This window comes from Streptomyces sp. YIM 121038, from assembly GCF_006088715.1.
Lineage (GTDB): Bacteria > Actinomycetota > Actinomycetes > Streptomycetales > Streptomycetaceae > Streptomyces.
On sequence record NZ_CP030771.1, the window covers coordinates 5500487 to 5521625 of the forward strand.

Genomic DNA, 21139 nt, shown 5'->3' on the forward strand with positions numbered 1-21139 from the left:
TCCTCGCACTCCTTCTCCGCCCGAGGGAGCTCCGCTTTTTACGGTCCCTTGGGACGTGCTTGACGCCCGGCCAGCCTACTTACTTGACGACCGGCTAGTTGGGGGTCTACCTTCCCTCAGTGTAGTCAACTTGCCGGGCGGCAAGTAAGTAGCTGGCGAGCGGGGAGCGACATGGCGAGTGCCGTAGCAGTCGGGCCGGGCAGCAAGGAGCAACGGGCGGCACAGGAGCCACCCCAGCGGAGCGTGCGGGTGGTGATCTTCGCGCTGATGGTCGCGATCCTCCTCGCGATGCTCGACAACATGATCGTGAGCCCCGCGATGCCGACGATCGTCGGTGACCTCGGCGGCCTGGAGCACCTGTCCTGGGTGGTCACCGGGTACACCCTCGCCACCGCCGCCTCCACCCCGATCTGGGGCAAGCTCGGCGACATGTACGGGCGCAAGGGCGCCTTCCTCACCTCCATCGTGATCTTCCTGATCGGCTCCGCGCTCAGCGGTCTGGCCCAGGACATGGGGCAGCTCATCGCCTTCCGCGCGGTCCAGGGGCTCGGCGCGGGCGGCCTGATGGTCGGCGTCATGGCGATCATCGGCGAGCTGGTGCCGCCCCGTGAGCGCGGCAAGTACATGGGCATGATGACCGGCGTCATGGCGGTCGCGATGATCGGCGGCCCGCTCGTCGGCGGCACCCTCACCGACCACCTCGGCTGGCGCTGGGCCTTCTACATCAACCTGCCGCTCGGCATCGTCGCCCTGTTCATGGTGAGCGCCGTGCTGCACCTGCCGAAGAAGCAGGCCGGCGGCCGCATCGACTACCTGGGCGCGGCGCTGCTCACCGTCGGCATCACGTCCTTCGTCCTGGTGACCACCTGGGGCGGCACCGAGTACGCCTGGGACTCGGCCGTGATCATGGAGCTCATCGGCCTCGGCGTCGCCTCGCTCGTCGGCTTCTACTTCGTCCAGCAGAAGGCCGCCGAGCCGCTCATGCCGCTGCGGATCTTCCGCAGCCGCAACTTCACGCTGATGTCGGTGATCAGCTTCCTGACCGGCTTCGTGATGTTCGGCGCGATGCTCTTCCTGCCGCTGTACCAGCAGGCCGTGCAGGGCGCCTCGGCCACCAACTCCGGCCTGCTGCTCATGCCGATGCTGCTCGCCATGATGGCCGTGTCGAACGTCGCGGGCCGCGTCACCACCTCCACCGGCAAGTACAAGGTGTTCCCGATCGCCGGCAGCGTCCTGATGGCCGTGGGCCTCTTCCTGCTCGCCCAGATGGACACCGAGACCTCCCGGCTGACCTCCGGGATCTACATGGCGGTCCTCGGCGCGGGCATGGGCTGCCTGATGCAGATCACCATGCTCGTCGCGCAGAACAGCGTCGAGATGAAGGACATGGGCGTCGCGTCCTCCTCGGCCACGCTGTTCCGCACGCTCGGCTCGTCCTTCGGCGTCGCCGTCATGGGCGCGCTGTTCAACAACCGGGTGCAGGACGAGATGGCCGAGCGGGCCGGTGCCGCGGGCGGCAAGGTCACCGAGCAGTCCGCGCAGCTCGACGCGGCGAGCCTCGCCAAGCTGCCGGACGTGGTCCGCGACGCCTACCAGCACGCGGTCTCCTCCGGGACGCACGCCGCCTTCGTGCTCGGCTCCGTGATGGCCGTGGCCGCGCTGTGCGCCGCGGTGTTCGTTCGGGAGACGCCGCTGCGGGGTTCGGCCCCCGCGGCCCCCGCCGACCAGTAGCAGCCGGGAGCGCGGAAGGGGACTCCGCGCGCGGGGCGGGAGCGACGGCCGCAGAGCCGTCCGAGCAGCCGCCCCGCACCCCGGCCCACCGCGGCCCCGGCACGAATTGCCGGGGCCGTGGTCTCGTGCGGTGACCGTAACCATCAATTGAGGAACCACGACGGCGAGTGACCAGGTCCGCGAGAGCGGCGGCGGTTCAGCCGCAAAGGACGCCCGTGACCGGGATGACCCTGACCTCGACCTGGCCGAGGACATGCTGCGCTCGGCCGACCTCGCGGTCACGGAGGTGTGCGAGCTGGTCGGCAAAGGCACCCTCGGCGCGGCCCTGAGCACGGACGACGTCCACGGGGACTACGAGAAGCTCAAGGCCCGGGGCGTCGAGTTCCTCCAGGAGCCCCAGGAGCGCCCGTACGGCATCGAGGCGATCTTCCGCGACGACTCCGGGAACTGGTTCTCGTTCACCCAGCCGCGCGAGGGCGGCCTCGACCTCGACAAGGACTGGGGCTGCTGAGGCCCCGACAAGAACTGGGGCTGCTGAGGTCCCGCCCTCGCCCTCAGCCGAGGTCCGGCAGCTGGAGCATCGGGTAGCTGCCCGTGTTCGTCGGCGCGTGTTCGGGCAGCCACAGGACCGCCACCGCCCCCACCGCGGGCCCGTTCGTGGACTCCCCGGGCGGGCGCACGTTGCGGAAGGTCAGCCGGGCGCCGAGCACCCGCGCCTGGCCCGCCGCGATGGTCAGACCCAGGCCGTGGCCGCGGCCCGCGCGGTCCGCGGAGCCGGTGCGGAAGCGGCTCGGGCCCTCGGCGAGCAGCGCCTCGGGGAAGCCGGGGCCGTGGTCGCGCACCCGCACCACGCGGCCCTCCACGCTCACCTCGATCGGCGGCTTGCCGTGCTTGGCGGCGTTGGTGACCAGGTTGTACAGGATGCGCTCCAGACGGCGCGGGTCGGTGGTGACCTCCGACTCGTGCACCACGGTCACCGTCACCTCGACGGGCAGCGTGGCCATCCGCCGGCTCACGAACTCGCCGAGCAGGATGTCCTGCAGCTCGGCCCGCTCCGACGCGGAGTCGAGCCGGGCCACCTCCAGGACGTCCTCCACGAGCGTGCGCATCGCCTGCGCGCGGTCCTTGACCAGCTCCGTGGGGCGGCCCGGCGGCAGCAGCTCGGCGGCCGTGAGCAGCCCGGTCACCGGCGTGCGCAGCTCGTGCGCGATGTCGGCGGTCACCCGGCGCTCGGCCTCCAGGCGCTGCTTGAGCGCGTCCGCCATGGCGTCCACGGCCTGCGCGAGCTCGTCGGTCTCGTCGCGCACGACGCCGCCGATGGCGTCCCGTACGGACACCTCGGTCTGGCCCTGCGCGACCTCGCGCGCGGCCGTCGCCGCCTTGCGCAGCCGCCGCGCCATCTGGCCGCCGATGAGCACGCCGACCGCACAGCCGCCGAAGACGACCGAGATGGAGCCGATGACCAGGGCCTGGTCGAGGTCCTTCATGATGGTGGCGCTGCGGTCGGTGAAGCGGGTGTGCACCGAAAGGACGTGGCCGTCGCTGAGCGGCACGGCCGCCCAGATGTCGGGCGTGCCCCCGCCGCGCTCCTGCACGTAGGTGGCGCGGCGCCCCTTGAGGACCTGGCGGCGCAGCTCCTTCGGCAGCTCCGGATCGTCGACCTTGGTGCCGTAGATGGCGGTGGTGGTGCCGCGCGCCTCGTAGTTGCGCTGGGCGATCTGGACGCGCTCGTCCTGGAGGTCGCGCGCGTTGTCGAGCATGGACACCCGGGCGGCGTTGTGCACGACGAGGCTGAGCGCGACCGCGATCAGCGCGCCGACGAAGCCGATGGCGGTGGCGATCTTCCACCGCACGCCGGTCCGCAGCCGCGTCCCGACCAGGCCGAGGAGCCGGTCCCGCAGGCCACCGGCCCGGCCGCCGAAGCCGGTGCGGGCGTCCCGCCCGCGCCGCGCCGCCCCGCTCATGTCCGCCCCCTGGACCGCCGCGCGGGCACCGCCGCGGCGGACCCGGCGCGCAGCGCCTCGTATCGCATCCCGCAAGCTCACGCCTTGAGCTTGTAGCCGAAGCCGCGGACCGTCTCGATGCGGTCCTGGCCGACCTTCGTGCGCAGCCGCTGCACATGGACGTCGACGACGCGCGTGTCGCCGCCCCAGCCGTAGTCCCAGACGCGCTCCAGGAGCTTGTCGCGGGAGAGGACGGTGCCCGGGGCGGAGGAGAACTCGAGCAGCAGCCGCATCTCCGTCGGCGTCAGGGCGACCGGCTGGCCGCCGCGGCGCACCTCCATGCCCTCGGTGTCGATCTCCAGGTCGCCGAAGGTCAGCACCCCGCCGTCCCCGGGACCCTGGTCCTGGGACGCGGCCGCCCCCGTGCCGGAGCCGCTGGCGTGCCCGAAGCGGCGCAGGACGGCGCGGATGCGGGCGACCAGGACGGCGCCGTCGAACGGCTTGGTCACGTAGTCGTCGGCGCCCGCCTCCAGGCCGAGGACGACGTCGATGGAGTCGGCCCGGGCCGACAGCATGATGACCGGGACCGTGGACTCCTCGCGGATGCGGCGGCACAGCGAGACGCCGTCCATGCCGGGCACCATCACGTCGAGCAGCGCGATGTCGGGCCGGTCGGCCCGGAACGCGTCCAGGCCGAGCAGTCCGTCGGGCATGGCGGTGACCACGAAGCCGTCGCGCTCCAGGGCGAGCTGCGTGGCTTCGCGGATGACGTCGTCGTCCTCGACGAACAGGACATGGGTGTGTTCTGCCATCGGGTGCTCTCAGTTCGAGGTGGTCAGGGCGGTCGGGGTGGTCACTGTCCGGTCCGGGTGGGTCTCGGGTCGTGCGGCGGGCGTGGCTCAGTTGTCGCTCGAAGGGGTGGGCTCGCCGCCCACCGCGCTGCTGTAGTTGTTGCGGACGCGGCCCCGCTCGGTGAAGTGGTCCGTCGCCCAGCGGTACGTGATGACGTCCTCGCCCGTGGGCTCCGCCACCGAGCCGTCCTTGCCGTACAGCTGCTTGCTGACGACCAGGTCGCCGCGGTCGATCTCGGCATAGACGGGAGGCTGCTCGTCGACGAAGACATTCTTGTACTTCTTGCCGTCGGGGCGATACACGTAACTTCCGATGCCCACGGCGTCACCACAGGTCAGCACGTTCACGACGATGTCGGACGACGCTGCTCCGGTCAGGTTGCCGTACGAGACGTCCACCGGGTACTCGTCCTCGGTGCACGGCTTCAGGTCCCGCTTCACGGCGAGGCTGACCTTCGGGTCGCTCTTCACGAGCTGGACCGCGTCGACGTTCTTGGGGGCGGGGGACGGCGACTCCGAGGGGGAGGCCGAGGCCACGGCCCCGGTGCGCGCCGGGCCCTCGTCACGGGTGCCGGAGCCGCCCGCGGAGCAGCTCGTCACGGCGAGCAAAAGCCCGAGGGCGGCGAGCACGGCCACCGCCGTACTCCCCGCCTTCGGACTCACACCCGTTCGTCTGTCCTGTCCCGCCCGACCGGTCCGGCCGGTTCGGGTGGCCCGGGCACTCAGGCCGCGCAACGCTCCCGCTCCTCACGTTCGAACACGCGGGCGTCCAGGTCGCGGCTCTCCAGCTCCTGGCGGAGCCGGGCGAGCGCCCGGTGCAGCGTGCTCTTGACCGTCCCGGCCGACATGCCGAGCGCGGCGGCCGTCTCCTCGGTGGACATCTGCTCCCAGTGTCGCAGCACGACGACGCTGCGCTGCTTGGGGGCGAGCACCTTCATGATGTCCATCAGCAGGGCGCGGTCCGCGTGCTGCTCGGTGGAGTCGTCCACGGAGGCGTCCGGCAGCTGCTCGGTCGGCACCTCTTCGAGCTTGCGGGCACGCCACCACTCGGTACGCGTGTTGATCATGACGCGGCGCAGATAGGCGTCCGCGAGCCGCTTGTCGGCTATGCCGTCCCAGCGGCCGTACGTCCGCACGAGCGCCGTCTGCAGCAGGTCCTGGGCGTCCACGGGGTCCGGGACGAGCCGTCGGGCGCTGCGCAGCAGGGCGTCCTGCCGAGTGCGGACGTACTCTTCGAACTCGAGCACCTCGCCGTGCGCCATTCCCAACCGCCTCCGTTCCCGTTCGTCCCCGGTTCGCTGACCGCGATCCCTTGTCTGTGCGGTACGGGAATGAAGTTACGGAGGCGTTGTCACGGCGCTGTGCGGAGCAGCCAGCGGCGGACGCACGGCTGTACGTCGGTTGTGTAACAGAAGTAGGACAGACGTAAATCCGCAGCTCCATGTGGGAGAGGTTGCCCGTTTTGTCGCCAGGGGGCTTGTTGCGGACGCCCTGCGGCGGCCCCCGGGGCGACCGGTCTCAGGTCAGCGGCAGCCGGTAGAACCCGTCCGGCAGGGGCTCCACCAGACCGTCGGCGACGAGCCCGTCCAGCGCGCGGGCCCGCTGCACCGGCTCGTCCCACACCCGGTCGAGCGCCGACTGCGGCACCGGCGTCACGGCCTCGCGGAGCACCGCGAGCAGCTTGCCGCGCACCTGGCGGTCCGTACCGGCGTACGTCTGGCCGCGGCGCGCGGGGCCCTCGTGCGCGGGCTTGCCCGCCGTGAGCCACGCGCAGTGCGCGGCGATCGGGCAGCGCCCGCAGTCCTCGTTCTTGGCGGTGCACACCAGCGCGCCCAGCTCCATGGACGCGGCGGCCCAGCGCGCGGCGGTCGCCTCGTCCTCGGGCAGCAGCGCGCGGGCGAGCTTGCGCTCGGCGGCGGTGGTGGCGTTCGGCGGGTACTGCACGCCGGTCACGGCCCGCGCGAACACGCGCCGCACGTTCGTGTCGAGCACGGCGTGCCGCTGCCCGTACGCGAAGGACGCGACGGCCGCCGCCGTGTACTCGCCGATGCCGGGCAGCGCGAGCAGCTGCGCGTGCTGCGTCGGTACGTCGCCGCCGTGGCGCTCCGTTATGGCGACGGCCGCCCCGTGCAGGCGCAGCGCGCGGCGCGGATAGCCGAGCCGCCCCCAGGCGCGCACGGCCTCACCGGGCGCCTCCTTGGCCAGGTCGGCCGGGCGCGGCCAGCGGGCGACCCACTGCTCGTACACGGGCAGGACCCGGGCGACGGGCGTCTGCTGGAGCATGAACTCGCTGACCATGACCCCCCAGGGCCCGGCGTCCGGACGACGCCACGGCAGGTCACGCGCGTGTGCCTCGAACCAGGCGATGACGGGGGAGTGGAGCCGGCCGTGGGACGAGGGCCCCTCTGCGGCTCGGCTGTCGGCTCGGTCGGCGGCGAGTGCGGTCGGCATGCCCACGATCCTGCCACGGAGCGCCCGGGGCCCGGGCCAACGGCGCGGCACGCTGTGCAGCGCGCTGAACCCTCGGCCCCACCCCGGCGGGCCCCGCCCCAGGCGCGGCCGGCCCCCGCACGCCGGCTCTTCCCCCACCCACCCGCCCTTCTCAGGCCAAACCCCGGCTTCGCCTGGTGGGCCCTGTCCCGGGTTCCGCTGCGCGTCGGCTTTTCCCCCACCCGCCCGCCCTTCTCAGGCCAAACCCCGGCTTCGCCTGGTGGGCCCTGTCCCGGGTTCCGCTGCGCGTCGGCTTTTCCCCCACCCGCCCGCCCTTCTCAGGCCGAACCCCGGCTTCGCCCGGTGGGCCCTGTCCCGGGTGCCGCTGCGCGTCGGCTCTTTCCCCACCCGCCCGCCCTTCTCAGACCGGACCCCGGCTTCGCCCGGTGGGGCCCGTCCCGGGTGCCCCTGCGCGCTGGCTTCCCCCACCCGCCCGCCCTTCATCAGCCAGACCCCGGCTCCGTCCCGGCGGGTTCCGCTGTGCGCCGGCTCTTTCCCCGCCCGCCCTTCACAGGGCGGACCCCGGTAGCCGACGAACGCGGCCAGCGCCCCGCTCCAGCCCGTCCGGCGTTTGAGGACGAGCGCGTCAGCGCGGTGGGGTGACGGGCGGCAGCGGAGGACGCGAGGACGGGCGCGGAGCGTGGCGGAAGGGCGGGTGGGCGGGGGAGCGAAGCCCCTGCCGATCGACAGGTACGGACGCGGCCGCGGGCACGTAGCGTCAAGGGGGTGAGAACCCGACGCCATGTGGACGCCCTGCTGTGGCTGGCCCTGGCCACCCCCGCGGCGACGGCCGACGCGATCGGCCTGAACGAACCCCGCACGGCCTGGCAACAGCTCGGCGGCCTCGCCGCCCTCGCCGCGGCCGCCGCGATCTGGCGCCGCCGCCCCACCCTCGCGTTCCTGCTCGCCGCGGCCCCCGGCGAGGCCACCGCCCCCTCCCTGTTCACGGTCTCGTACGGCATGGCCCTGGCCGCCTTCGCGTTCCTGCTCGGCAGGCACGGCCCGCGGGCCAGGCCCGCGCTCCTGGCGTTCGCGGCGGTCGCGGCGGCGGGCACCGCCAAGGTGGTGGTGCGCGACGTCGACCCGGTCGTCGAGTGGCTGGTGCTCATGGCCACGCTCCTGTTCGGCGCGGTCTTCCCCTGGCTCGCGGGCCGCTACCTGCGGCAGAGCCGCGCCCTGACCGCGTCCGCGCTCGCCCGCGCCGACCAGCTGGAGCGCGAGCAGCGGATCGTCGCCGACCGGGCCCGGCTGCGGGAGCGGGCCCGCATCGCGCAGGACATGCACGACTCGCTGGGCCACGAGCTGAGCCTGATCGCGGTGCGCGCGGGCGCCCTCCAGCTGGCCGCCGACCTGCCGGAACACCATCGCGCGGCGGCCCGCGACCTGCGCGTCGCCGCCGCCGACGCCACGGACCGGCTGCGCGAGATCATCGGCGTACTGCGGGACGAGGGCGACGAGCCCGCCCCGCTCGCGCCGCCCGGCGAGACGGTGGCGCAACTGGTGGCGCGCGCGGGCGAGTCGGGCCTGCGGGTGCGGTACGTCGCGGAGGGCGCCGAGGAGCCGGGCCCGGCGGAGCGCCTCGCCTACCGCGTGGTCCAGGAGGCCCTGACCAACGCGGCGAAGTACGCGCCCGGCGCCCCCGTCACCGTCGCGGCGACCCGCGCGGACGCCCGTACGACGATCACGGTCACCAACGGCCCGCCCCGGGAGCCCGGTTCACCCCCCGGCGGCGGCTCCGGCCTCGCGGACCTGCACACCAGGCTGGCGGCCCTGGGCGGCGACCTCGACGCGGGGGCGCACGCGGGGGGCTTCCGGGTGCGCGCGGTGATTCCGGCGGACGCGGGCGTCGCGGTGGCGGCCCCCGCCCCCGCGGACACCGTGCCGCTGCCCTCCGGGACGCTCGCGCACGCCCGGCGCCGCACCGTGCTCGCCTTCGGGGCCGCCGCCGCGACCGGCGCCGTGCTGATCGCCGGGACCTTCGGCTGGTACGCGTACACGAAGACGCACTCCGTCCTGCGGCCCGCCGACTTCGCGGCGCTGCGCGTGGGCGCCGCGCAGGCCGACGTCGCGGCCGTGCTGCCGGAGCGCGGCGTGAGCGACCCGCCCGTGGACCGGGCGCCGGGCCCGCCGCCCCCGGGCGCCGACTGCCGCTACTACCGCTCCAGCGGTCAACTCTTCACCTCCTCCGCACACTTCAGGCTCTGCTTCGAGAACGGAAAGCTCGTGGACAAGACAGTGATCCCCAAGCCGGGTGCGTCCGGCGGCCCCGGCACGGGCGGCGACGGGGGGCGACGGTGATCCGGGTCGTGCTCGCCGACGACGAGGCGATGATCCGCGCGGGAGTGCGGGCCATCCTCACCGCGGGCGACGGCATCGAGGTCGTCGCCGAGGCCGCCGACGGCCGGGAGGCGATCGAACTGGCCCAGGCGCACCGCCCCGACGTGGCGCTCCTCGACATCCGCATGCCCCGCCTCGACGGCCTCGCCGCGGGCGAGGAGATCGTACGGACGCTGCCGGGCACGGCGGTCGCGATGCTGACGACGTTCTCCGAGGACGCGTACGTCGCCCGCGCGCTCGGCGGCGGCGCCACCGGCTTCCTGCTGAAGTCGGGGGACCCGCACGAACTCATCGCCGGCGTACGGGCGGTGGCGGGCGGCGCCGCGTTCCTGTCGCCGAAGGTGGCCCGGTACGTCATCGACGGGCTCGGCGGGCGGCGCATCGGCCGCGAGTCGGCCGCCCGCACGCGCGTGGCCGCGCTGACCCCGCGCGAGCGCGAGGTCCTGGGCCTGGTGGGGGCGGGCCTGTCCAACCCGGAGATCGCCGCGCGCCTGCACCTCGTCGAGGGCACGGTCAAGGCGTATGTGAGCGCGGTCCTCGACCGCCTGGAGGTCAAGAACCGCGTCCAGGCGGCGATCGTCGCGTACGAGGCGGGGCTCGTCGCGGACGACGGCGCGCGGACCGCCCCGGGCGCCCCCGGCTGATCCGGCCACGGGCCGGTGCGTCAGGGGCGGTGCGACAGGGCCGGTCCGTCGGGGGCAGTGGCTCAGGGGCGGTGCGTCGGCGGCTGCTGGTAGTCGCCCTGCTGGTAGTCGTCCTGGTAGTAGCCGCCCTGGTGGTAGCCGCCCTGCTGGGGGCGCGGCACGTAGGGGTCCGCGCTCTGCGCCGGGTACGCCGCTTCTCCGTAGGGGGCCTGCGGGTCGTAGGGGGCCTGCGGGTCGTACGGGGCCTGCGCGCCGTTGCCGTACGCGTACGGCGTCGCGTCGCCGTACGGGGCGTGGGTGCCGTCACCGTACGGGGCGTGGGTGGCATCGGAGTGCGCTGCCGCGTGCGGGGTCGCCTGTGCGCCGTCGGCGTACGGCGAGTAGGGCGCGTACGTCGGCGACGTGTCGTACGCCGACGAAGCGCCGTAGGGCGAGGGCGTGTCGTACGCCGTGGACGCCGCGTACGCGGGCGCGGGTGCGGCCGACGGCCCCGACGCGTGCGCCGTGGCCGGGCCGGGGCCCGCGAACCAGGTGACGAGCGCCGCGCGCGACCCCCGCATCGTCTCGGCGACCCGCGCCACGGGGCGCGTGGCGAGCCGCACCACGAGGAACGCGACGACCGCGCCGAGCACCAGGCCGACGGCCACGTCGTGCGGGTAGTGCACCCCCACGAAGACCCGCGAGAAGGCCATGAGGACCGCCATCGGCAGCGTGAAGGCGGCGATGCGCGGCCAGGCGAGCGCGAGGCCGACGGCGGCGGCGCCCGCGATCGTGGAGTGGTTGCTGGGGAAGGACCAGTCGCCGTGCGGCGGGCACTCGACGAGCGGCGTGAGCGCGCCCTTCACGGCCCGGCACGGCCGTTCCTCGTCCACCACGGACTTCGCCGCCTCGCTGATCACATACGCGAGGGCCGTGCCCAGGGGGGCCAGGACCGCCACCGCGAACGCGCGCGAGTCCCCGCGCCGGGCCCGCCACCAGGCGACGACGAACAGCGCGCCGAAGAGCAGCAGGCCCAGTTCCGTCCACACCTCGGCGATGTGCTGCACCCAGCCGGGGGTGTCGTGGGCGAACTCGGTGATGTCGAGGTAAAGGCCGGAGGAATCCATGGTGTCCATGATTACGGACCGTACGTAGGGATCTCGAATCGTCACATCCAGCGATGGACCGATATCCGACCTGACGAAAGACAGGGAGGGAACGGGGCGCGAGCGGGACGGCAGGCCGGGCGTGGGGCGGGTGCGGGGCGGTGCGCGTGGCCGGAACCGTGATGATGATCCGCAAAAGTTGTGGCCCTGGGCGGCGGGTGGGGCCAGAGAACGCGCCGTTCTCTCGTAAGGTTTGGGCGTGGGATCTCTGCGCAATCCGATCGGGCCGCTTCCCTCCTCCATCTACTGGCGCCGGAGGGCCGTTCTGCTGTCCGTGCTCGGACTCCTCTTGCTCCTCGTCATCTGGGCCCTCGCCTCGGGCGGGGGCGGCGGGAAGACCGGTGCTGACGGGCCGTCGGGCAACGGCCCCGCGACGTCCATCACGCCGGGCCCCTCCGGCTCGGGCCCCGCGATCAGCGAACACCCGGGCGGGCGGGACGAGTCGGAGGGCTCCGGCGGCTCCGGCGGCTCCGGTGGTTCCGGCGGGTCCGGCGGGTCGGGCGGCGGCGGGGACTCCGGCTCCGGCGGCGGCTCGGGCGAGGACTCCGGCGGCGCCGGTTCCGGCTCCGACGACGGCGCGAAGGGCGGCGGCGGCTCCGGCAGCCGGCTCCCGGCGGGCTCGACGCTCCCCAACTGCGCGCCGGGCGCCGTGAAGTTGAAGCTGCGCAGCCTGCGGAACGAGTACGAGGCCGGGCAGAAGCCGAAGCTCGAACTGACCGCGGTGAACACCGGCAGCAAGGCCTGCAAGGTCGATCTCGGCGCCAAGGGCGCGGTCCTGACGATCACTCAGTCCGGCTCGGGCGACGAGATCTGGTCGTCCGACGACTGCCCCGCCGCGGGCGGTACGAGCCTGCTCTTCCGGGTTCCCGGCGGCGGCCGGGTCTCGCACGTCGTCGAGTGGGACCTGAAGGCCAGCGCGCCCCAGTGCGCCACGCCTCCCGCGGGGACGGCGAAGCCCGACACCTATCTGGTGGAGGCCAAGTCCGAGGCCCTCGGCTCGGACCGCGCGTCCTTCGTCCTGACCGCCGACTGACCGGCCGGCCGGGGAGAGCCCCGTCGCGGAGCGACGGAAGGGGCGCCGGGGCCCGACCCCGGCGCCTGCGGCCCGCTGAAGGCTAGACGTACCGCTCGAGGATCGACGACTCCGCGAGCCGTGAGAGCCCCTCGCGCACGCTGCGCGCCCGGGCCTCGCCGACGCCGTCCACGGTCTGGAGGTCGTCGACGCTCGCGGCCAGCAGCTTCTGGAGGCCGCCGAAGTGCTCCACCAGGCGCTCGATGATGGCGCCGGGCAGCCGGGGCACCTTCGCCAGGAGGCGGAAGCCGCGCGGCGAGACGGCGGAGTCGAGGGTCTCGGGCGAGCCCGTGTAGCCCAACGCGCGGGCCACGGTGGACAGTTCCAGGAGCTCGGCGTGGGTCAGGGAGTCCAGCTCGGCCAGTGCCTCGTCGACGGTGCGCGAGCGCTTGGCCGTGGGCTCGGGGACGTAGTCCCGGACGACGAGCTCGCGCTCGGGCTCCACGCCCGCGATCAACTCGTCGAGCTGGAGGGCGAGGAGACGGCCGTCGGTGCCCAGCTCCACCACGTACTCGGCGATCTCGGTGGCGATGCGGCGCACCATTTCGAGGCGCTGCGCGACGGCGGTGACGTCCCGCACGGTCACCAGGTCCTCGATCTCCAGGGCGGAGAGCGTGCCCGCGACCTCGTCGAGGCGGAGCTTGTAGCGCTCCAGGGTGGCGAGGGCCTGGTTGGCACGTGACAGGATCGCCGCCGAGTCCTCAAGGACCCGGCGCTGTCCGTCCACGTACAGCGCGACCAGGCGCATCGACTGGGACACGGACACGACGGGGAAGCCGACCTGCTTGCTCACGCGGTCCGCCGTGCGGTGCCGCGTGCCGGTCTCCTCCGTGGGGATCGTCGGGTCCGGCACCAGCTGGACGCCCGCCCGCAGGATCTTCGACAGGTCCGAGGAGAGCACGATGCCGCCGTCGAGCTTGCACAGCTCGCGCAGGCGCGTCGCGGTGAACTCGACGTCCAGGACGAATCCGCCCGTGCACATCGACTCGACTGTCTTGTCGGAGCCGAGGACGATGAGCCCGCCCGTGTTGCCCCGCAGGATGCGCTCCAGGCCGTCCCGCAGGGCCGTGCCCGGCGCGACCGCGCTCAGGGAGGCGCGCATCAGCCCGTCGGCACCGGAGCCGCCACCGGGCTTCCCGGGAACCGCTGCCCGGTCGTTGGCTGCCACTGCACTCCTCCGGTCGCAGGTTGTCCGAGGCTCGGCCGACCCTCTGCCGCACGCATGCGTTCGTACGGACGGGCGAGACCAGGGCAAAGTCTACCGGCGGTCCTCCTCCTCCCGTGGGGCCTCTCGGCGACGCGATCTCGGAAGGACGCGCAGCGCGTCGCCCATGTCGGCGACTTCGGTGACCTTCATACCGGCCGGAACCTTCCCGGGGTCGGCCGGTACGAGCGCGTGCGTGAAGCCCAGGCGGTGCGCCTCGGCCAGTCTGCGCTGCACCCCGGTGACCCGTCTGACCTCGCCCGCGAGGCCCACCTCACCGATCGCGACCAGGTTCTTCGGCAGCGGGGTGTCGCTGGCGGCGGAGGCCAGCGCGAGCGCCACGGCGAGGTCGGCGGCGGGCTCGGACAGCTTCACGCCGCCGACCGTCGCGCTGTAGATGTCGCGCTTGCCGAGGGCGCTGATGCGGCCGCGCTGCTCCAGGACGGCCAGCATCATCGACACCCGGGACGTCTCCAGGCCCGATGTGGTGCGGCGCGGCGAGGGGATCTGGGAGTCCACGGTGAGCGCCTGCACCTCGGCGACCAGCGGGCGGCGGCCCTCCAGGGTCACCGTCAGACAGGTGCCGGGCACGGGCTCGGCGCGGCGGGTGAGGAACAGGCCGCTGGGGTCGGCGAGGCCGACGATGCCCTCGTCGTGCAGCTCGAAGCAGCCGACCTCGTCCGTCGCCCCGTATCTGTTCTTGACGCCGCGGACCAGGCGCAGGCGCGCGTGCCGGTCGCCCTCGAAGTGCAGCACCACGTCCACGAGGTGCTCCAGGAGGCGGGGGCCCGCGATCGCGCCGTCCTTGGTGACGTGGCCGACCAGGAGCGTGGACATGCCGCGCTCCTTGGAGGCGCGGATGAGGGCCCCGGCGACCTCGCGGACCTGCGCCATGCCGCCGGGCGCGCCGTCGATCTCCGGGGACGCGACCGTCTGCACCGAGTCCAGGATCAGCAGCGACGGCTTCACCGCGTCCAAGTGGCCGAGGACCGCGGCCAGGTCGGTCTCCGCCGCCAGATACAGGTCGTCGGCGAGCGCGCCGATGCGGTCGGCGCGCAGCCGGACCTGGCTGGCCGACTCCTCGCCGGTCACATAGAGCGTGCGGTGGCCGTCCGTGGCCGCCTTCGCCGCGACGTCGAGCAGCAGCGTGGACTTGCCGACGCCGGGCTCGCCCGCGAGCAGCACCACGGCGCCGGGCACCAGGCCGCCGCCGAGGACGCGGTCGAGCTCGGGGACGCCGGTGGAGCGTGCGGTGGCCTGGCGGCCGTCGACCTGGCCGATGGGCAGCGCGGAGGTGGTGACGCGGCCGGGCGTGGTGGTGCGCACCGCGGGCGCGCCGTACTCCTCGACCGTGCCCCAGGCCTGGCACTCGGGGCAGCGGCCGAGCCATTTGGCCGTCTGCCAGCCGCATTCGGTGCAGCGGTAGGACGGACGGTCCTTGGCGGTTTTCGTACGGGCAGCCATGGGACGAAACCGTAGCGGCAGCCACTGACAACGCCGCCGGGCCCCGCCCGTTCCGTGCCTACGGGCCGCCCGCCGGGCCCCCGCCAGGCCGCGCCACCGGGGGCCACCCCGGCCCGCCAGGGCCCACAATCGCGCCCCTCCGACGCGGCACGGCTCGAACAGACAACGGAATCGTGGCTTCCTGTCCCCTTTTGAGGGATCTGTTCACCCGTAAGGATTAAATGTGCTCAAGGGGGAGGAAGCCCCCGGCATTATGCGCCTAACTTCGCACGGGTGATGAGCAGCAGTCCGGAAGTCCCCACGCACACCACCGGCGCGCACCGTGCCTACGCGGGCCCCCGCAGCCGCGTGGTGCCGCGCCCGGTCCCGCAGGCGCCCGCCGCGCCCTACGAACCGTTCCTGGACGGCCTGTTCACGTACTGCCTGTCCGTCCTGTGCGACCACGACACCGCCACCACCGCCCTCGGCGACGTCCTCGCGCTCGCCGAGCGCCGCGGGGCCCGGCCGGACGGCGACACGCGCGCGTGGCTGTACGCACTCGCCCGCTGGATGTGTCTGCGCGTCCTCGCCGAGGCCCGCAAGGGCGGCCGCCAAGGGGCGCACGCGGCCGGGTCGGGCAAGATCCCGCCCGCGCCCCCGCACACCACGGAGGCGCCGCCCGCGGACGAGGCCGAGCGCGCCCGCCGCCGCGAGCTCGCCCAGCTGGCCTGGCCCGAGGCCGCCGGTACGACACCCGAGCAGCGCGAGGCCCTGGAGCTCGCCGTCCGCCACCAGCTCGCGCCCAAGGAGGTCGCCGCCGTCCTCGGCCTGGACCTCACGGCAGCGCGCGAACTGCTCGCGTCCGCCGCCTGCGAGGTGGAGCGCACCCGCGCCGCGCTCGCCGTCGTCGAGACCGGCACCTGCCCCATCGTCGCCCGCCTCACCGGTGACAACCAGGTCCTCCTCGGCACCGCCCTGCGCCGCGAGCTCGTCCGGCACGTCGACGACTGTCCGCGCTGCCGCCGCACCGCCGAGCGCGCCGGCGCCGGAGCCTGGCCCGGCACGGCCGTCACCCCGGCCGCGCTGCCCCTGATCGAAGCCCCGCGCGCGGCCCTGCACCACGCCATGGCCCACGCCCCGCGCGCCCCTCGCAGGAACCGCGGCGGACCCCGCTTCGACCGGCGCGGCTTCCCCATGGACCCCAAGGACCACGCGGCCCGCCGGGAGCGCTTCCGCGCGCGTGCCGTCACGACCACGGTCGTCGCCACCGTCGTGGCCGCTCCCGTCCTCGCCCTGTGGGCCGCCTACCGGGGCGCCCCCCTGACCGGCGAGGGCACCGACGGCCGCGCGTCCAGCGCCTCCGAGGCCGACGACGGCGGCCGCGACGGCTCCCGCGGCCGCGACAGCTACGAGAACGCGGGCAACGCCAGGACCACCCCCGACCCCCGCTTCGCCGCCGGCCCCGGCGGCCCCGGCGTCTCCGTGGAGGTCATCAGCCCCGGAGCCCCCGCCGCGCCGGGCGCGGGCCGCATCGGCGTCCAGGCCCGGTCGAACGGCGGCGTCACCCTCATCACGCTGACCGCGTCCGGGAGTTCGCCGGTGCGCTGGTCCGCGAGCACCGGAGCGCCCTGGCTCCTCCTGAGCCACGCGTCGGGAACGCTCGCGCCGGGCGATTCGTTCACCATCCGGGTGTACGTCGACGACGACCGCGAGCCGCCCGGCCACTGGAGCGCGCGCGTCACGATCGCACCCTCGGGAGCCGTCATCTCCATCGAGGGGTACGGCAGTTCCCGGCCCAGCCACCCCCGCCCCCGTCCGACGCCGACCCGCCCGGGCCCCGCCGACCCGGACCCGACGCCCACCCCCAGCGGGGACGGCGACCCGACCCCGACCCCGCCCGACCCCGACCCGACCCCCACGGACCCGGCGCCCACCGACCCCGCGCCGAGCCCCTCGGACCCCGGCTCCACGCCCCCGCCGAGCGACGGCGGCCCGGGCCAGGGCTGAGCGGCCCCGCTAGGCGCGCGGCGGGTCGGCCGGATGCGGAGCCAGCAGCGGCAGCTGCGAGGCCAGGCGCGCCTCGCACAGCTCCACGAGCCGGTCGTAGCCCGCCTTGCCCATCAGCTCGATCAGCTCCGGCCGGTAGGAGACGTACACGGGATCGCCCGCCCCGTGCGCCGAGGTCGCCGAGGTGCACCACCAGTGCAGGTCGTGGCCGCCCGGGCCCCAGCCCCTGCGGTCGTACTCGCCGATGGACACCTGGAGCACCTTGGTGTCGTCCGGCCGCTCGATCCAGTCGTAGGTCCGCCGCACCGGCAGCTGCCAGCACACGTCCGGCTTGGTCTCCAGCGGCTCCCGGCCCTCCTTGAGCGCCAGGATGTGCAGCGAGCAGCCCGCGCCGCCCGCGAAGCCGGGGCGGTTCTGGAAGACGCACGAGCCGTTGTACGGCCGCGTCTGGCGCTCGCCGTCCTCGTCCTGCGACACCCAGCCGGTCTCCCGGCCCACGTCGTGGTGCTGCCAGATGTCGGGCGTAAGGCGCTCCACGAAGGTGGCGACCCGCTTCTCGTCGTCCTCGTCGGAGAAGTGCGCGCCGAGCGTGCAGCAGCCGTCGTCGGCGCGGCCCGCCTGGATGCCCTGGCAGCCGCTGCCGAAGACGCAGGTCCAGCGGGACGTCAGCCACGTCAGGTCGCAGCGGAAGATCTGCTCCTCGTCCGCCGGATCGGGGAACTCCACCCACGCCCGGGGGAAGTCGAGGCCCTTCTCGTCGTCGGCTGGCACGGCGCCGTCGGCCGCCCTGCGGAGCTTCCGCACGGCCTTGTCGGCGCGGCCGGCCTTACCGGCCTTGTCCTTCTTGCCCGCCTTGGCCGTCTTCTCGCCCTTCGCTCCCTCGGCTGCCCTGTCCGCCTTGCTCTCCTTGCTCGCCTTGCCGTCCGCGCCGCCGCGCGCGGGCGGCGCCGACAGGTCCGAGGGCTCCGATGAGCGCGCGGACTTCGTTTTGTCGGCCTTCGCCTTTTTCGTCTTTGGCACGCCTCCAGGGTATGCGTGCTCACACCCGCCCCGGGACCAGCGAAAGCCGTGAGCGCAGTAGCGTTCCGTATATGAGACTCGGTGTCCTCGACGTGGGTTCGAACACGGTGCATCTGCTGGTGGTGGACGCCCACCCCGGCGCACGACCGCTGCCCGCGCACTCCCACAAGGCCGACCTGCGCCTTGCCCAACTGCTCGACCCGGCGGGCGCGATCGGCCCCGAAGGCGTCGATCAGCTCATCGCCACGGTGCGTGACGCCCTCCAGGCCGCCGAGGACAAGGGCGTCGAGGACCTGCTGCCGTTCGCGACCTCCGCCGTGCGCGAGGCCACCAACGCCGACGACGTCCTCGCCCGGGTGCGCGCCGAGACCGGCGTCGACCTCCAGGTCCTCACCGGCGAGGAGGAGGCCCGGCTCACCTTCCTCGCCGTCCGCCGCTGGTTCGGCTGGTCCGCGGGCAAGCTGCTCGTCCTCGACATCGGCGGCGGCTCCCTGGAGATCGCGTACGGCATGGACGAGGAGCCCGACGCCGCGGTCAGCCTGCCGCTCGGCGCCGGGCGGCTCACCGCCGCGTGGCTGCCGGAGGACCCGCCGGAGCCGGGGGACGTCCGGGCCCTGCGCCGCCACGTGCGGGCGCAGATCGCGCGGACCGTGGGGGAGTTCAGCCGCCTCGGCAGCCCCGACCACGTCGTGGCCACGTCCAAGACCTTCAAGCAGCTCGCCAGGCTCGGTGGTGCGGCGCGCTCCACGGAGGGGCTCTACGTGCAGCGCGAGCTGAAGCGGAAGTCTCTGGAGGACTGGGTTCCGCAGCTGGCCGCGATGACCGTGGGGGAGCGGTCCGAGCTTCCCGGGGTGTCCGAGGGGCGGGCCGGGCAGTTGCTCGCGGGTGCGCTGGTCGCGGAGGGCGCGATGGATCTCTTCGGGGTCGAGTCCGTGGAGATCTGCCCCTGGGCCCTGCGGGAGGGTGTGATTCTGCGGCGCTTGGACCACTTGCCCGCGCGCTGATCCCTCACGGGGTGCCCCAGGCCCGCCCCTTCCCGATCCCGGGGGCTGCCGCCCCCGTGCCCCCGCCTTTTCGGCGCTCCGCGCCTCGTCCTCAAACGCCGGACGGGCTGAGATGGTCGCCGGTTGCGGCCCGGGGGTGCCGTGCGGCCCGGAAGCCCCGTGAGGGTCCGTACCGGGACCCGACGGGGCAGCCCGCCCCCGGACCCGGCGCGCCCCGGCATCCTCCTTACGGGCCCGCGGCCCGGATCTGGCGTGCCGCCTCAACAACCGCCACCCTCCGGTGGAGCCACCCGCACCCAAGATCCACCCCACACCGGCCACCCCAGCCCGTCCGGCGTTTGAGGACGAGCGCGTCAGCGTGATGAATGGCAACGGCGCCGCAGGGAAGATCCAGCCTGTCCGGCGTTTGAGGACAAGCGCGTCAGCGCGGTGGGCCACGACGGCGCCGCAGGGAGCATCCAGCCCGTCCGGCGTGAGGGCGAGGCGCGGGGCGGCGGGGGCCGAGGCCCCCGGGCCCGGCACGGGGCCGGGCCGGGCCGGACACCACCTCCCCGCTCCCTCGCAGGGCCCCGTACGCTGTTCCCCGTGGTGGAACCAGTCGTGCGCATCCCGGACGCGAAGGTCGCCCTGTCGACCGCCTCGGTCTATCCGGAGTCGACGGCGACGGCCTTCGAGATCGCGGCGCGCCTCGGCTACGACGGCGTCGAGGTCATGGTGTGGACCGATCCCGTCAGCCAGGACATCGAAGCCCTGCGCCGCCTCAGCGACTACCACCAGATCCCCATCCTCGCGGTGCACGCGCCCTGCCTCCTGATCACCCAGCGCGTCTGGTCCACCGACCCCTGGGTGAAGCTCCAGCGCGCCCGGGCCGCCGCCGAGAAGCTGGACGCGTCGACGGTCGTCGTACACCCGCCCTTCCGCTGGCAGCGCGGCTACGCCCGGGACTTCGTCCAGGGGATCTGGCGGATGGCCGAGGAGACGGACGTGCGCTTCGCCGTGGAGAACATGTACCCCTGGCGCTACCGCGACCGCGAGATGCTCGCGTACGCCCCCGACTGGGACGTCACCAAGGACGACTACCGCCACTTCACGATAGACCTCAGCCACACCGCCACCGCCCGTACGGACGCCCTGCAGATGGTCGACCGCATGGGCGACCGGCTCGGCCACGTCCACCTCGCCGACGGCAGGGGCTCCGCGAAGGACGAGCACCTCGTGCCCGGCCGCGGCACCCAGCCCTGCGCCGCGCTCCTGGAGCGCCTCGCCACCTCCGGCTTCGACGGCCACGTGGTCATCGAGGTCAACACCCGCCGCGCCATGTCCAGCGCCGAGCGCGAGGCCGACCTCGCCGAGGCCCTGGCCTTCACCCGGCTGCACCTGGCGTCGTCGGCGAAGGTGCCGCGCCCGTGACGGCGAGCGCCGCCGCGCCCCGGCGCCGGGGCCGCCCCTCGCGCACCCAGACCGAGCGCGGGCCCGCCACCCGCGAGACGATCCTGGACGCGGCCCGCGACCAGTTCTCCGCGCACGGCTACGAGAAGACCTCCGTACGTGCCATCGCCAAGGCGGCGGGCGTCGACTCCGCCCTCGTGCACCACTACTTCGGCACGAAGGAGCAGCTCTTCGCGGCGGCCGTCGAGGTCTCCTTCGCACCCGCGCTGCAGGCCCCGGCCGCGATCCAGGACGGCCCGCTCGACGCCGTCGGCGAGCGTCTGACCCGCTTCGTCCTCGGTGTCTGGGAGGATCCGGCCACCCGCACGCCGCTGCTCGCGATCGTCCGCTCGGCGGTCAACAACGAGACGGCCGCCGCGGTCTTCCGCCGCCTGGTCTCCACCCAGCTCCTGTCCCGCATCGCCGGCACCCTCGACCTGCCCGACGCGGAGCTGCGCGCCGAACTGGCGGCGGCCCAGCTGGTGGGCGTCGCGATGCTCCGCTACGTCATCCAGGTGGAGCCGCTGGCGTCGGCGGACCTGGAGGAGCTGGTGGCGCGGGTGGCGCCGGTGGTCCAGGGGCATCTGACGGGCTTCCCGGGACCGGCCTGACGGCGCGTATCCGCCGCGGATCCGCCGCGTACCGGCCGCGTATCCGCCGTGTACCGGCCGCAGATTCGCCGCGGATTCGTCGCGTATCCGCCGCGGATTCGTCGTAGATCGCCGCGGATCCACGGCAGGGAGCATGAGACGGCCGTCCCGCCATCCGGACACCCTGTCCGGATCTTGGATCATCGGCGTACGCTCGGCCGTGTCGAGAG

The 21139-nt window shown here is 74.1% G+C and carries 16 protein-coding genes and 2 pseudogenes; 9 read left to right on the top strand and 9 right to left on the bottom strand.

What is annotated here, in order from left to right; genetic code table 11:
* Positions 1-267: 267 nt before the first annotated feature.
* Both C9F11_RS23485 and C9F11_RS23490 read left to right on the top strand, forming a co-directional pair.
* On the top strand, positions 268-1731 hold the full coding sequence (locus C9F11_RS23485) for an MDR family MFS transporter (RefSeq protein WP_249402218.1): 1464 nt from the start codon (positions 268-270) through the stop codon (positions 1729-1731).
* Between the two features lie 292 nt (positions 1732-2023).
* Positions 2024-2242 (top strand): annotated as a pseudogene (locus C9F11_RS23490) (VOC family protein); the annotation flags it as partial.
* Between the two features lie 43 nt (positions 2243-2285).
* Here the strand turns inward: C9F11_RS23490 and cseC are convergent.
* The 5 genes from cseC to C9F11_RS23515 form a co-directional block, all read right to left on the bottom strand.
* Positions 2286-3884 (bottom strand): two-component system sensor histidine kinase CseC, encoded by a 1599-nt coding sequence (cseC, locus tag C9F11_RS23495; RefSeq protein WP_249402219.1) that lies wholly within the window; start codon positions 3882-3884, stop codon positions 2286-2288.
* On the bottom strand, positions 3773-4486 hold the full coding sequence (cseB, locus tag C9F11_RS23500) for a two-component system response regulator CseB (RefSeq protein ID WP_138961130.1): 714 nt from the start codon (positions 4484-4486) through the stop codon (positions 3773-3775). The genes cseC and cseB overlap by 112 nt, the downstream gene beginning before the upstream one ends.
* A gap of 87 nt (positions 4487-4573) precedes the next feature.
* Positions 4574-5188, bottom strand: coding sequence for a hypothetical protein (locus C9F11_RS23505; RefSeq protein WP_138961131.1), 615 nt, complete (start codon positions 5186-5188; stop codon positions 4574-4576).
* 59 nt (positions 5189-5247) lie between these two features.
* Positions 5248-5787, bottom strand: coding sequence for a SigE family RNA polymerase sigma factor (locus tag C9F11_RS23510; RefSeq protein ID WP_138961132.1), 540 nt, complete (start codon positions 5785-5787; stop codon positions 5248-5250).
* A gap of 256 nt (positions 5788-6043) precedes the next feature.
* Positions 6044-6976, bottom strand: coding sequence for an A/G-specific adenine glycosylase (locus tag C9F11_RS23515; protein ID WP_138961133.1), 933 nt, complete (start codon positions 6974-6976; stop codon positions 6044-6046).
* Positions 6977-7741: 765 nt separating this feature from the next.
* On the opposite strand from C9F11_RS23515, the gene C9F11_RS23520 reads away from it, so the two are divergent.
* Both C9F11_RS23520 and C9F11_RS23525 read left to right on the top strand, forming a co-directional pair.
* Positions 7742-9313: a histidine kinase gene (locus tag C9F11_RS23520; protein ID WP_249401853.1), complete on the top strand. Its 1572-nt coding sequence runs from the start codon at positions 7742-7744 to the stop codon at positions 9311-9313.
* Entirely contained in the window at positions 9310-9996 is a 687-nt protein-coding gene (locus C9F11_RS23525; RefSeq protein ID WP_138961134.1) for a response regulator transcription factor, read from the top strand. The genes C9F11_RS23520 and C9F11_RS23525 overlap by 4 nt, the downstream gene beginning before the upstream one ends.
* A gap of 494 nt (positions 9997-10490) precedes the next feature.
* Here the strand turns inward: C9F11_RS23525 and C9F11_RS23530 are convergent.
* Positions 10491-11111 (bottom strand): annotated as a pseudogene (locus C9F11_RS23530) (phosphatase PAP2 family protein); the annotation flags it as partial.
* A 229-nt stretch (positions 11112-11340) separates the two neighbouring features.
* On the opposite strand from C9F11_RS23530, the gene C9F11_RS23535 reads away from it, so the two are divergent.
* Positions 11341-12174: a hypothetical protein gene (locus C9F11_RS23535; protein ID WP_138961135.1), complete on the top strand. Its 834-nt coding sequence runs from the start codon at positions 11341-11343 to the stop codon at positions 12172-12174.
* 82 nt (positions 12175-12256) lie between these two features.
* Here C9F11_RS23535 and disA read toward each other — a convergent pair whose 3' ends face one another.
* Together disA and radA are read right to left on the bottom strand one after the other, a co-directional pair.
* Positions 12257-13381: a DNA integrity scanning diadenylate cyclase DisA gene (gene disA / locus C9F11_RS23540; RefSeq protein WP_138961136.1), complete on the bottom strand. Its 1125-nt coding sequence runs from the start codon at positions 13379-13381 to the stop codon at positions 12257-12259.
* A gap of 90 nt (positions 13382-13471) precedes the next feature.
* Positions 13472-14881, bottom strand: coding sequence for a DNA repair protein RadA (gene radA, locus C9F11_RS23545; protein ID WP_138961137.1), 1410 nt, complete (start codon positions 14879-14881; stop codon positions 13472-13474).
* A gap of 276 nt (positions 14882-15157) precedes the next feature.
* Between radA and C9F11_RS23555 the strand changes: the two genes are divergently transcribed.
* Positions 15158-16867: a sigma-70 family RNA polymerase sigma factor gene (locus C9F11_RS23555; RefSeq protein WP_249401854.1), complete on the top strand. Its 1710-nt coding sequence runs from the start codon at positions 15158-15160 to the stop codon at positions 16865-16867.
* A gap of 9 nt (positions 16868-16876) precedes the next feature.
* Here the strand turns inward: C9F11_RS23555 and C9F11_RS23560 are convergent, their stop codons facing one another.
* Positions 16877-17821, bottom strand: a complete 945-nt coding sequence (locus C9F11_RS23560) for a hypothetical protein (protein ID WP_138966901.1) — start codon at positions 17819-17821, stop codon at positions 16877-16879.
* Between the two features lie 137 nt (positions 17822-17958).
* Here C9F11_RS23560 and C9F11_RS23565 point away from each other — a divergent pair, with 137 nt between their 5' ends.
* From C9F11_RS23565 to C9F11_RS23575, 3 genes are all read left to right on the top strand, one after another.
* Complete coding sequence (locus tag C9F11_RS23565) at positions 17959-18891, top strand: Ppx/GppA phosphatase family protein (RefSeq protein ID WP_138961139.1); 933 nt, start codon at positions 17959-17961, stop codon at positions 18889-18891.
* A 585-nt stretch (positions 18892-19476) separates the two neighbouring features.
* On the top strand, positions 19477-20301 hold the full coding sequence (locus C9F11_RS23570; RefSeq protein ID WP_138961140.1) for a sugar phosphate isomerase/epimerase: 825 nt from the start codon (positions 19477-19479) through the stop codon (positions 20299-20301).
* A complete protein-coding gene (locus C9F11_RS23575; RefSeq protein ID WP_138961141.1) occupies positions 20298-20930 on the top strand; it encodes a TetR family transcriptional regulator in 633 nt (210 codons plus the stop codon). The genes C9F11_RS23570 and C9F11_RS23575 overlap by 4 nt, the downstream gene beginning before the upstream one ends.
* The last annotated feature ends 209 nt before the right edge of the window (positions 20931-21139 follow it).

Coding starts and splice junctions, on each gene's coding strand:
- radA (WP_138961137.1), bottom strand. CDS start 14,881: ATGGCTGCCCGTACGAAAACCGCCAAGGACCGTCCGTCCTACCGCTGC.
- C9F11_RS23485 (WP_249402218.1), top strand. CDS start 268: ATGGTCGCGATCCTCCTCGCGATGCTCGACAACATGATCGTGAGCCCC.
- C9F11_RS23565 (WP_138961139.1), top strand. CDS start 17,959: ATGAGACTCGGTGTCCTCGACGTGGGTTCGAACACGGTGCATCTGCTG.
- C9F11_RS23555 (WP_249401854.1), top strand. CDS start 15,158: ATGAGCAGCAGTCCGGAAGTCCCCACGCACACCACCGGCGCGCACCGT.
- cseB (WP_138961130.1), bottom strand. CDS start 4,486: ATGGCAGAACACACCCATGTCCTGTTCGTCGAGGACGACGACGTCATC.
- C9F11_RS23510 (WP_138961132.1), bottom strand. CDS start 5,787: ATGGCGCACGGCGAGGTGCTCGAGTTCGAAGAGTACGTCCGCACTCGG.
- C9F11_RS23515 (WP_138961133.1), bottom strand. CDS start 6,976: ATGCCGACCGCACTCGCCGCCGACCGAGCCGACAGCCGAGCCGCAGAG.